Here is a 12,299-nt window from a genome sequence, read left to right on the forward strand (position 1 = left end):
ATTAAACTAAAAAATGCTATAGGTTTATGATTTTCATCAGAAAATCATAAACCCAATAGCATTTTAACACATATTATTTGTAATGTCTGTGAAAGGTTTGTATTATTCTTCCTCATCTATATTCTTCACAAAGCCTGTTATTATCTCGTTTATAAGCTCTGGCTCATCGGTATTTGAATTGTGACCTGCACCTCTAATCCACTCAATAGGGATACCAGATTTCTTAGTCCATGCCTTGTTGTATCTCATGGTGGAGCCTGCTCTGTCATTATCGCCACAAATCAAAAGTGCCGGGCAGGTGATGTCGTATGGCAGTCTGGCTTCAATGGCATCAGCAAGGATTTGATAACCATGCCCAACGAGCTTAGCATATCTAGGCTTGTCACCATCGTATACCATCATGATGTCATGCATCAGCTTTCGGCCATATTCAGAGGTTGCTGTAAAATTAGTTCCATCTCTTAAAAGAGCCTTCCATGGATACCATTTGTATACTGGCTCCATTCTATGAAGCAGCCACAGCTCTGGTTTTGTAATGTACTCGATTTTTAGTGGAGCTGAGTCCACAGAAATAAACCCTTTTATCTTCTCTGGGAACAGCTGATGATACATCTGCCCCAGGTATCCGCCCATAGACTGACCGATGATAACCGGGCTATCGAAGCCTTCAGTCTTTAAGATTTCATCCAACCATTTTGCCTTATCCATCAGTGAGAAAGTCATTTCAAATGGATACGAGCTGGCATGTCCCGGTGCATCCCAAACAAATATGGAATACTTATCTTTGAAATATTCCACCTGCTTATCAAACAGTCTGTGGTCAGCTGTAAGACCTGGAAGAAAAATCAGCTGAAGCTTTGATTTTGGAGCATCTTCATTTACCCAATAGTGTATTTTACCTTTTGCTGTCTCATATATTTTTTCTGTCATTATTCCCTCCACATGAAGATCATTTACCTGCTTGCGGAGTTCATTTACTCTTTCAAGTTCATCTTCTCTAGCAAATCTAACCGACATAAATTACCTCCCTCGTTTTACAATTTCTCCTGTGAATATTATTAATACTATAGCCTTTTTCTACCTAAAAAAGAAGCCATCCAGCAGCATTTATACTACTAAATAGCTCATTCTGTGTATTTTTCTATAAACAATACAGTTTTATCTTATCTTCAACTAATTTTGTGTTGATTGGAGCATCTCCAGTCTCCATCGTTATTATTAAACTCTGACCTAACATAATTCCGCCTTCTTCATAGTCATTTATCTTGCTGAAATTCTTTTTGGCGTAGTCAAAATCACTTAATAAACCCAGGTGTTCCCAGTAGATTGTCTTTCTTTTCCTAACATTTAAGACCATAAAATCAGGATACACTATATGTCTTCCTACAAGTTCCAACCTCGGCTCATATCTATAAGGAACATGATACTTATCTAATAAATCAGCTATGATTCTTTCTGATTTAGACCTAACATAACCTCCATCAGAAGTGGCAATCTTTCCTTCTCCATAATATTCATTTTGATGATCAGGATTTTCTTCCAGCCATCTTTGAATAAAGGCTTCATCAGGTTCCACAAAAGGAACGAGAAGTTCTTTTCTAGCGGGATGCATTTTTTCATATATTTTACCTATTTCATCTATATCATATCCAGAAAGAAATCTTTTTAGTCTTCCATGTAATACATTTAACTTTTTATTTACTATTTTTTCATAATCTCTTTGTGCTATCTTCTTTGCTATCTTGAATTGTTTAGTACTCACATATTTCTTTTTGCTTTTTTCTTTATCATATAGATAGTACTGATTACAGCCATTACTAGTTGAAACTATCAAGCTATAATCTGGTAAATTTTCAAGCCTTGAAATATTCTTGTTTGATTTATTGATTAGCTCTTCTAGCTCATGCAGCTGTTTTTCTAACAAATCCTTATAATTAACCACTAACTCATACTCCATTTCTTTCTACACATCTCTTTACTATTATCTTTTCAACTATCCTACGGTCAATGGAACACTTTTTATATCTACGACCGTAGAAAATAATATCTAATTTCTCGAGCTACGGTCATTTGAAGATATTTTTTCTCTATGCCGTAGTTTTCCTGCTTATTTTTAATAATTTAAGCTTTTCAGCTAAAGCATAATCATGCATATAAACAAATTCTTAGTTTATGACCGTAGTTTTCATAAATAATTTCTTTATGGCTACGGCATGAAGGTAATTTTTTACTTGGTGACCGTAGCGCAATAAAACAAAAAAGGGAATGTGGTGGTGATTTGAATAATAGGTCCACCAATTTGTGATAAATCTAAAGTGATTTTAAAATCCAAAAGATAATATAACGTTCATATTGAAATCTGTCAACAATAATACAGTAATTTATGCCTGTAACTAAGATAAAAAGGAATACTTATATCAAAGTACAACCAAAAGGCTGGCCACCGTACTAGTGTCCAGCCCTTATTATATCTAATCAAATGAAGAAGAAGTAATTACCAAATGCGGTAATTTCCGCTAAGTGCCAACATAGCGAAGAGATATAGACAATTGTCGAAGTAGCGTCTTTCGCCTGTGCGAAGAGGTGTGTTCCACAGCTCTTCTACTGCTTTAAGCGCATACTCTCCATCCGCTGCCAAACTAGCCTGAGCTATTGTGGCAGTCAAGCCTACTGGATGAAGTGCCTTTCCTTCGAGTATCGTTCCGTCAATCTCGTAAATTCCTCTGCTATCTTCGACTGGGAGGTTTGCGAAGAAAGCCTGAAGGTTGTTGGCAGTAGCTTTACACCACTGTCCAAATTCGGTGTTCTTATCGGCCCATTCATAATCAAGGCCGATATTTGCTATGGTTCTATAAGCGTCGCTGTAGAACCAGTCATGTCTACCACCGAAATGTTCATGGTCGGGATAAGGTTTACCATCATAGTAACTGTATTCTGGGGAAAGACCTGTTACTGGATGGCATGCTTTCTTGAGATATTCACGGGAAGCTTTAGCGCATTTTCTCCAAAGCTCTTTGTCTTCTTCGAAGCAGTTCTCCGCAAATAAATCATAGAAGTGTGGAAGATGATAAGATGGATCTGTAAACTCAAGTCCTGGGACGAACTTAATAAGACCATCCTCGTTCCACATATTGTGGCCTCCATACATTTCTTCATGATGGAGCACCACTCTTAAAAGCTCTTTGGCTTTCAAGCTGTAGTTATAGATGCCCTCGCCATCACCCCAACGGTGGCTTGCAAAGATAAGTGCCATTGCAAAGAATTCCTCACCATCTGGAGCTGGTCCATAAGCATTCTTCGTACCGTCTGTGGCAACTGACCAGGCAAAGTAGCCTTTGTTCTCACCTTCATCAAGGTACATGTTTGTCATTGCCCATGTCCAAAGCTGATCAAATTCCTTTTTCTTGTCCATCTGAACAGCCATCATCATTCCATAAGAAATACCTTCGGTACGAGTATCGATATTTCCTGTATCTACTAAGAATCCCATGGTGCCATCCTCAGTTGTCTCATAAAACTTGTCGACACCATAGAATATCTCGTCAAATGTCTCATTTACCCTGTGCTGAATTTCCTCAGGGGTCTTACCTATCTCTAAAAATAAATTTCTGTATGTCATAATCGTCTAGTCTAAAAAATCTTATTCCTTTACGCCACCAAGTGTAAGTCCAGTTACAAAGTATTTCTGTAAGAATGGATAAATACAGATAATTGGAAGCATTGTTACAATAGTTGCAGCTGCTCTTACAGATGTAGGAGTTACTGAACCTTCACCAGCATTCTTCATAGCTTCTGCAGATGAGCTCTGGTTTGATACTGAAGAAAGGAGTTTCATAAGCTCATACTGCAATGTTGTATACTGTGAAGCCATTCTGTTATAAAGCATTGCATCGAACCATGAGTTCCACTGACCTACAGCAACGAAGAGAGCAACAGTTGCATAAACTGGTTTACATAATGGAGAAATAATCTTTAGGAAAATAGTTGTGTAACCAGCTCCATCTAACTGTGCTGACTCCTCTAAACTGTCAGGAATACCTCTCATGTAGGTTCTGATAACAAGCATGTTAAAGGCAGATAACATTCCAGGTATTACGTAAACAGCAAAGCTGTTTGTAAGTCCAAGGGATTTAAAAAGGAGGAATGTAGGAATCAATCCACCGTTAACATACATAGTGATAACCCAAAACAGTGATACCTGCTTAGCAAACATAAAGTTCTTACGACTTACGATAAAAGCAAGTATAGCGTTTGTGACAAGAGCAAGAACTGTACCAATGAGTGTTCTTGCTACAGTGACAACAGCACCAGTAACAAGGTTGTCCTTAGATAATACTGTCTCATAGTTCTTCCAGGTAAATACTCTTGGCCAAAGATAAATGCCACCTCTAAGAGCGTCAGTACCATCATTTAATGATACTGCAAGTGTATTTAAAACTGGATAAAGTGTAATAACTACAAAGCAAATCATAAATATGCCATTGCAAATTCTAAATGCTAAATCAGCGCCTGAAATCTTCTTGCGTTTTCTAGCTTTTCCCATAGCGACCTCCTTGGTTTTTCCGGCGGTGCTTGTTAAATCTAATGTCTGATCCATGCTGCACACCTCCTAGAATAATCTTTCTTCACCGTGCTTCTTAGCAATATGGTTGAAGAATACAATAAGAATAATTGAAACCAAACTCTTAAAGATACCTGCTGCAGTACCGATTGAGTAATCGCCCTGGCTGATACCCCATTTCAAAACGTAGATATCAATTGTCTGTGATACGTTCTGTACAAGACCGTTACCAAGTAAGTACTGAATTTCGAAACCTGCGTTAAGTACGTTACCAACATTCATAAGAAGAAGAATCATAATTGTTGGCTTGATACCAGGAAGTGTTACGTGCTTGATCTTTGCCCATCTACCAGCACCATCGATAGCTGCTGCTTCATAAAGTGATGGGTCAATAGATGTGATAGCTGCTAAATATATAATTGCATTCCAGCCTGTCTCCTTCCAAACATTAGCGAAGGCTACGATTGGCCAGAAGTATTTTTCGTGTGCAAAAAAGTTGATTGGCTGTGTAATCCAACCAAAGTGTAACATTACTGTGTTGATGATACCTGTTCCTGAAAGTGCATCGTGAAGAATACCTGTAACGATGATCCAAGAAAGGAAGTGAGGTAAGTAAGAAATAGTCTGAACGACCTTCTTGCCACCCTTGAATGCCATTTCATTCAAAAGAATTGCGAATAAAATAGCCATAACAAATGTAGCTGCAAGGTTTATAACACCCATTGCCAAAGTGTTACGAATAACTCTAAGGAATGATACATCCGAAAATAATACCTTGAACTTATCTAATCCTACGAACTGTGAATGTAAAAGACCTGTTACTGGCTTATAATTCTGAAATGCCATAAGCCATCCAACAAGTGGTGCATAATGGAATACTATTCCATAAATTACGATTGCAGCTGCCCAGATAATAAGAATTCTCTGGCGCTTAAAATCGGCCATATTGAATGTTTTCTTTGTCATAATTACCTCCCAAATTACTGCTAAATCTCTAAAAATAGGTATAAAGATGGCGGGCACTATGATAATGCCCGCCAAGGGTTTATCTTTTTACCAAATTAAATCTTATTTGTACTTAGCTGCTTCTGTCATTCTTCTCTCGAGCTCTGTCTGCATCTCTGAGATGAAATCTTCTGGCTTGCACTCTTCGTATACCTTCATATACTCAGCCCAACCCTTATCAAAGTCATCAGCCATAACAACCTTTGGAAGATACTGGTGCTTAATCTCACCCATCTTTGTCCAAGCTGTACCACCTGGTGTGTCAGTTGTTAATGTGTTTGAATATGTGTACATTGGGTACCAGTCACCTGGCTTCTCTGATGTACCAAGCATTTCTACATATGTCTTAGCGCCATAAGCTTCGAAGCACTTCTTAATTGGCTCTGAAAGACCATCAAAGAATTCCTGCTCCTGTCCATCAGACTTCATAGCATTCTTGCCATCGCGGCTTGTTCCAGAATACTGTGGGAAGTATGAGTAAGAACATGTATGAGCTGCCTTGTAAGCTGTATCAGCTGCCTGCTTTCTCATCTCTGGTGTTCTGTAGTATAATCCGTCATCGCCAACCTTGTAATCTACATCCTTAACACCCCAGAATCTTAAGTCATGAATCTCCTGATCAAGAAGATCGTTAACGAACTGAAGTGCTGCATCTACATCTTTACAAGATGTTGTGATTGCAAGACCTGAAGATACGTTAAGAACTCCGCCTGAGTTGTGCCACTGGTTCTTCATACCCTTCTCAATTGTGATTGGAAGTGGAACGTACTGGCAACCCTGCTCATCAAGACCTGCTGACTTGATTGCATCCTCGCCTGTGTAAGCGAAATCCCACCACTGATCAATCATACCAAGTACACGACCAGAAGAAATCTTAGCGATGTACTCATCATATGTCTGTGTGAATGACTCTGGATCAACAATACCCTTGTGATACTCTTCGTTAAGCTTCTTGAAGTACTTAACAGCTGTATCTGTTGTATTGTAATCAATAACCTGAAGCTTCTCTGGATCTACAATAACTGATCCATCGTTTGGATATCCATCAAGGAACTCTGGTGCATTCTCTAAGCAGAAGTATCTCCAGTCATCGCAAAGGATTGTGTATGGGATATTTGCTGTAGTACCATCAGCCATTGTTGGGTTAGCTTCGTTGTACTTCTCGATAAGATCGAAGTACTCATCCATTGTCTCAACCTTTGGATAACCAGCCCACTCAAGAACTCTTGCCTGAATCCAGAATGCTTCGTCATTGTGTGTACAAGCACGTTCCTGACCATAGATGTTAGAGAACTGTGGAATCCAGTAGATATGTCCATCGCTCTGACGGAGCTGATCCCATTCCTGCTCTGTAAAGTATTCCTTAATGTTAGGATATTTATCAATGTAATCATCAAGAGCTACAAGAGCGCCAGCCTCATAAAGCTGCTTTGAACCATTACCACCTTCGATAAAGTCTGGATATTCCCCACCAGCAATAAGAGTACCAACTGCCTCTTCAGCTGTCTGGCCTGTAAGCCATGTCTCCTTTACTTTACAACCAGTCTTCTCAGCAATAATCTGCTGGATCTCGTTGTCATCATTGATTTCTGAACCAGGTACTGCAAAGAATGCTGTGAATTCTTTGATACCATCTTCGTTCACTGCTCCACCGCTTGCTGCTTGCTTACCGCATCCAGCGAACATGCTTGAGAGCATTGCAGCGCAAAGCACAGCGCTTACAATTTTCTTTTTCATAAATAACCCTCCTATTTTTTCCTGGGGCTAAAACCTCATGCCCCTTTGCTATGATATTATTCTATGTCAGAACTGTGAACAAAACATCGGATAAAGTATAGAAAAAGGGGGGAGAAAATTTATATTTTCTACCCCCTAAATTTTGACAACTTATCCGTACTGTTTAGAATTGTTTTTTATACTTGGTAGGTGTACAACCCATTGCCTCTATAAACTTATTTACAAAGTAATCCGCATCCTTATAACCTACAGATTCTGCCACTTCATAAATTTTCATATCAGTTTTGCGAAGAAGCTTGGCTGCCTCCTCAATTCTCTTTTTATTAAGATAATCCTTAAATGAGCATCCGTACTTCTTTCTGAAGAGCTGTCCCAGATAAGCTGAGTTAACATAATATTTTTCACTGAGATCTTTCAGTGTAAGGTTCGATGCGTAGTTTTTCTTAATCTCCTCTTCCACATCACCAAGAACTCCTCGTGATACGTTTTTACGAAGCTGAGCAAGATACTCGCCATAGGCGTAAGACATACGGCAAAGGTGAGTTCTTCCACCTCTTCTGATACCCTCCTCTGAAGTGGTCTCAGATATGATACGAAGAATTTCTTCCTGGTTAACTTCGCTGTCAAGCTCGCTGGCAAGATGAATAAGCTGGAATAAAAGATAATTGATGTTCAGATTCATGGTAGAACCTGTCACACCAGTCTTTTGCATTTCCTCATAGAAATCCTCTACGCATTTACGAATTTCCACATGCTCGCCTCTTTCGATGGCAGTTATCAACGCATCCAACTGCTTTTTGCAAATAATTAGTCCTGATTCACAAACCTTATACTCTTCATCATAGAAGTAAATGTTCTTCTTCTCACGGAAGCCCTGAAGAGAATGAAGCATGTTGGCAGTACCATAGGACTTTGAAATGTTTCTTATACCAGTAACTGTCTTTCCTACAAGAACTGTAATGGAAAGATTTGTGTTTGCCTCCAGGTATTCAAGGAAGCTGATAAGATATTCCTTTTCAGTAAGCTGCAGGCGTTGTCCCATACTCTCACTGTAAACAAATCCTATATCATATACCTGCTCGCTGTCTGAAATGTCACGAATACAAAAAATCGAATCATCTTTAAGATAATCACAAGCTGCTATATAAAGCTTCGCAAGCATTGCTTTTTTATCATCATCAGAAAAATCTTCTGCAGGATTCTGCTCATCAAGCTGAATCTCCACATAACACTTTTCTTCATCTATATTTGTCTTTTGAGTCACATATTCTAAATCAGTAACATCATATTTACCACTGAGAAGATGCATAAGGGTGCGTTCCATGTACGCCTTTTCCTTTAGCATTCCATCCTTGTTACGTGATGTCTTAGCCTGATTTAATTCTGATACTTTTCTAAGAATTGTAATAAGCTGTTCACTCTCAACAGGCTTCAATATATAATCGGTGCAATCAAAGCGAAGTGCCTCCTGAGCATAGCTGAACTCTGCATATCCGCTGAGAATAACAAAATAAGTGTCCTGATTTAACTCCGTTCTGATGGCCTTTAAAAGCTCAACACCAGTCATAACTGGCATTTTAATATCTGAGATAATCAAATCAACAGGATTGTTTGAAACGAAATCATATGCCTCCTTACCATTTGATGCAGTGGAAATATGATATCCTTCCTTTTCCCAATCCACTAAAAGCTGCAAGCCCTGTAAAATAAATGGCTCGTCATCTACTAATAAAACCTCTAACATTACTACAATAACCCCTTTAGATATTTCACTGGAACCATAATTTGCACAAGTGTACCTGTGCCTGGCTCCGAATCAAGGTCAAAGACAGCCTCGTCCTCAGACATCATTTTAAGTCTGAGACATGCATTAACAATACCCACTCTACCTTTTTCCTTGAGCATTTCGATATTTGCAAAACGCATCCTTCGAAGAAGATTTTTTTCTTCCTCCTCTCCCATTCCGTTTCCTGTATCCTCTATTTCAAGAGTCATAAATTCACCGTCGGTGGAAATCCTTACAAATATCCATCCTGGCGTGATTTTACTTTCTATTCCATGGATGCATGCGTTTTCTACGAACGTTACTATAGTAAGCTTTGGAATCAATAATTTCAAGCACTCAGTTTCCACATCAATATCAAATGACAGTCTGTCACCGAAGCGATATTTCTGCAATTCCAGATACGCATTTACGAATTCTATCTCTTTTTCAATAGTAACATTATCCTCATTCCACTCAGTATACTGACGCTGAAGCTTGGCAAGATGCTCCACCATTTTTGAAGTCTCAGTTTCCTGTTTCAAAAGAGAATGCATTCGTATACTTTCAAGTGCATTAAAAAGGAAATGTGGATTAATCTGACTGTGTAGTGCAAGGAGCTCTGCGTTCTTTCTTGCCACAAAGGATTCCTGTTCCTTCAGCTTATTCTGATAAACAGTGTTCAAGATGCTGCTGACATAGATAGGTAAAACCATATTTACAATAATCAGAAGAAGGAACTGATACCAGCGGCGCTTAAAGGCATTCAGGAAGGAATTATTCCCCGCTAAAACATCCACTGTAAGCATCTGATTATAGCTCTGAAACTCCTGTGAATAAGATATATCTTTAAGATCAAGCTTTAAACCATAGTCTTTATTTATATTGCTATACTTACTGTTGGACAAAATTACTCGCGAATTGTCACATACATAAGCACGATTTTCAAAATTTAAATTGGAAATACTATCAGAAATCTTTCCATAATCGATGATAACAAGCAAAATGTTTCTGGAAACCCTGTTGTAATAATTCAATCTTTGGAAATAATAGATAGTCTTTTGAATCTGGCTATCTGCAGTTTTTCTTCTGCCGAAATATAAGCCTTTATTTAAATCGGATTCTTCAACATAGGTATACCAGTCAGTGCCAACGGCCTGGTCCAAACGCTGGAACTCAGCACCATTTGTGACTGTATCATTATCTATGTATATACAAAAATTAAGACCTGACTGCCCCTCTACAAGCTTAAGGAGAGTGTCATCAAAGAAATCATGATATGCATTATAGTATTCAAGATTAGTTTTAAACTCTGTGTTTAAAAATCTATCAACATACAGGCTGCTATAAAGAGCATTGCCCAGCTTAGCAGCCTGATCTATTTGATTTTCAAAAGTGTATGTAATGGCATTTGCCTGATTCTCCATGGTATGCTCTCTTGCTGCCAACTCAGCACGATATGCTCCCGAAACAACAAGACCATCAACCAAAAGGATAGGAATGATGACAAACACAATATAGAATGCCATCAGTCTTCTCTTTGAAGTTGTTTTAGAAATAAATCTCCCAAAATAAGAATCAAATTTTGTCATTAACATCACCCAATAAATTAATTTTTCTCTAAAGTAAGCCATGCGAAATCGCAGTGGTTCTCGCTTGGTTTACCATTTGAAGAAGTGTACATTCCCACTGTACATCCTACAAACCCGCCTGCTTCTTCTGTGGTGTATGGCAATAAATCGATACCTGCTTCAAGAAGTGTGTGCTTTCCATTCTCCACAAGATAAGCATCTGCCTTCTGTGCCTTAGCCTGAAGCTCAATTGTAACAACATCTGTGCTAACCTCAGCCGATGCTGTAACAGTCTCTTCTCCCTTAACAGTCTTGCGTACCTGAAGAACCTTCTTACCACCCTTTAATACTATCTCAAGTGTAAGATGATTTGCGTGATTCTGGAAAAGAACCAAACCACCACATTCATTTTCATTTGCAGGAGTAAAATCAACTCCAGTATTTACCTTAAATGAATAATCCTTCTGACGCAATCCCAAATATGATGGATAACACATTTCCTCTGCACGCTCTGGACGAGTGAAAAGACGAAGGAATCCTGGACGCTCTGTAAGTGAGTAGATATCCTCGTTTCTCTTTTCAATACCAACAAGGCGCTGGTCTAATTCATTTGTCCAGAAGTGAAGCTCATCACTCCACTCATTTTCTGCTGCAAATGGATGCTCCTCAAAGGTCAGCTCCACATCATCCTCGAGCTTACCAATGCCTGGATTAATAACAGGCCATCCCTCTTCCCAAACAACCTTTGCAAGGAAGGTCTCACGACCGATGCTGCAGTGCTTTTCGCATGGACGTGAAGCAAGCATAACAATGTACCAGTTGCCGTTTTTATCATCGATTAAATCACCGTGACCAGCATATATTATAGGATAATCCTTACCTAAATTTCTATGAGAAAAAATAGGATTTCTTGGGCAGCCCTCGAACCATGCAAAAAGTTCCTTTGAGCGGGCTACTGAAATAGCGTGCTCTGGGCCTGTACCACCTTCAGCGTGAAGAAGATAATAATAACCGTCCTTCTTGTAAAGGTGTGGACCTTCTGGCCAGATAACGTCTTTTACGGCGCCCTTCCAGATTGCCATAGACTCACCTACGAGCTTCATTGTGTTAAGGTCTAATTCCTGTACCCAGATTTCCCAGTCGCCGTTGTAGCGAACTCCCTCTGGATTTGGTCTTGTTCCTACATAGTAGCATCTGTCATCGTCATCAAAGAAAAGTGATGGGTCGATACCAGGTGCATCCTCGCCAAGATAGTATGGCTCAGACCATGGACCTGCTGGGTCCTTTGCTGTTACTACGAAGTTGCCACCATGGCTAACATTTGTAGTAATCATATAGAATGTACCCTTGTGCTCGCGGATCGTTGGAGCAAAGATTCCTCTTGAAATCTCGCCGCTTACTGGGAGCTGGCTCTCTCTGTCTAAAACATGTCCGATCTGCTCCCAGTGTGCCAAATCCTTGCTGTGGAAAATTGGAACACCTGGTGCATAAACGAAGCTTGAGCAAACGATATAGAAATCATCCCCTACGCGGCATGCTGAAGGGTCTGGATAAAAACCTTTAAGTATTGGGTTGTGTGCAGTTACCATAATTTACCTCCCGCATGTTACAGCAACAAGCCTTAGTATTTCTCCGCTCATCTAACATGATTCGCTTGAGAAAT

The 12,299-nt window shown here is 39.3% G+C and carries 9 protein-coding genes; all 9 read right to left on the reverse strand.

The annotated features are described in order from the left end of the window. Positions 1–102: 102 nt before the first annotated feature. The 9 genes from G592_RS0114345 to G592_RS0114385 all read right to left on the reverse strand — a co-directional run bounded on the left by G592_RS0114345 (position 103) and on the right by G592_RS0114385 (position 12,225). Entirely contained in the window at positions 103–1,017 is a 915-nt protein-coding gene (locus G592_RS0114345) for an alpha/beta hydrolase (RefSeq protein ID WP_330365474.1), read from the reverse strand. A 124-nt stretch (positions 1,018–1,141) separates the two neighbouring features. Beyond that, a complete protein-coding gene (locus G592_RS17220; RefSeq protein WP_155942213.1) occupies positions 1,142–1,942 on the reverse strand; it encodes a hypothetical protein in 801 nt (266 codons plus the stop codon). A 552-nt stretch (positions 1,943–2,494) separates the two neighbouring features. Next, complete coding sequence (locus G592_RS0114355) at positions 2,495–3,619, reverse strand: glycosyl hydrolase family 8 (RefSeq protein WP_036953141.1); 1,125 nt, start codon at positions 3,617–3,619, stop codon at positions 2,495–2,497. 21 nt (positions 3,620–3,640) lie between these two features. Next, the gene (locus G592_RS0114360) at positions 3,641–4,543 is read right to left on the reverse strand and encodes a carbohydrate ABC transporter permease (protein WP_028248417.1); all 903 of its coding nucleotides are present in this window, start codon (positions 4,541–4,543) and stop codon (positions 3,641–3,643) included. A gap of 66 nt (positions 4,544–4,609) precedes the next feature. After that, the gene (locus tag G592_RS0114365) at positions 4,610–5,527 is read right to left on the reverse strand and encodes an ABC transporter permease (RefSeq protein ID WP_015548968.1); all 918 of its coding nucleotides are present in this window, start codon (positions 5,525–5,527) and stop codon (positions 4,610–4,612) included. A gap of 102 nt (positions 5,528–5,629) precedes the next feature. Beyond that, entirely contained in the window at positions 5,630–7,303 is a 1,674-nt protein-coding gene (locus tag G592_RS0114370; RefSeq protein WP_028248418.1) for a sugar ABC transporter substrate-binding protein, read from the reverse strand. A 163-nt stretch (positions 7,304–7,466) separates the two neighbouring features. Next, positions 7,467–9,047: a response regulator transcription factor gene (locus G592_RS0114375; protein WP_028248419.1), complete on the reverse strand. Its 1,581-nt coding sequence runs from the start codon at positions 9,045–9,047 to the stop codon at positions 7,467–7,469. Between the two features lie 2 nt (positions 9,048–9,049). After that, complete coding sequence (locus G592_RS17225; protein WP_051194950.1) at positions 9,050–10,657, reverse strand: sensor histidine kinase; 1,608 nt, start codon at positions 10,655–10,657, stop codon at positions 9,050–9,052. A gap of 17 nt (positions 10,658–10,674) precedes the next feature. After that, positions 10,675–12,225, reverse strand: coding sequence for a glycoside hydrolase family 43 protein (locus G592_RS0114385; protein ID WP_028248420.1), 1,551 nt, complete (start codon positions 12,223–12,225; stop codon positions 10,675–10,677). Between the last annotated feature and the right edge of the window lie 74 nt (positions 12,226–12,299).

Origin of the sequence: Pseudobutyrivibrio ruminis CF1b (genome assembly GCF_000424005.1) — a bacterium.
GTDB lineage: Bacteria > Bacillota > Clostridia > Lachnospirales > Lachnospiraceae > Pseudobutyrivibrio > Pseudobutyrivibrio ruminis_C.

What these genes read in the sequence shown, in the direction of transcription:
- G592_RS0114345 (WP_330365474.1), bottom strand. Translation starts at nt 1,017, where the DNA reads ATGTCGGTTAGATTTGCTAGAGAAGATGAACTTGAAAGAGTAAATGAA.
- G592_RS0114355 (WP_036953141.1), bottom strand. Translation starts at nt 3,619, where the DNA reads ATGACATACAGAAATTTATTTTTAGAGATAGGTAAGACCCCTGAGGAA.
- G592_RS0114360 (WP_028248417.1), bottom strand. Translation starts at nt 4,543, where the DNA reads ATGGGAAAAGCTAGAAAACGCAAGAAGATTTCAGGCGCTGATTTAGCA.
- G592_RS0114365 (WP_015548968.1), bottom strand. Translation starts at nt 5,527, where the DNA reads ATGACAAAGAAAACATTCAATATGGCCGATTTTAAGCGCCAGAGAATT.
- G592_RS0114370 (WP_028248418.1), bottom strand. Translation starts at nt 7,303, where the DNA reads ATGAAAAAGAAAATTGTAAGCGCTGTGCTTTGCGCTGCAATGCTCTCA.
- G592_RS0114375 (WP_028248419.1), bottom strand. Translation starts at nt 9,047, where the DNA reads ATGTTAGAGGTTTTATTAGTAGATGACGAGCCATTTATTTTACAGGGC.
- G592_RS17225 (WP_051194950.1), bottom strand. Translation starts at nt 10,657, where the DNA reads ATGACAAAATTTGATTCTTATTTTGGGAGATTTATTTCTAAAACAACT.
- G592_RS0114385 (WP_028248420.1), bottom strand. Translation starts at nt 12,225, where the DNA reads ATGGTAACTGCACACAACCCAATACTTAAAGGTTTTTATCCAGACCCT.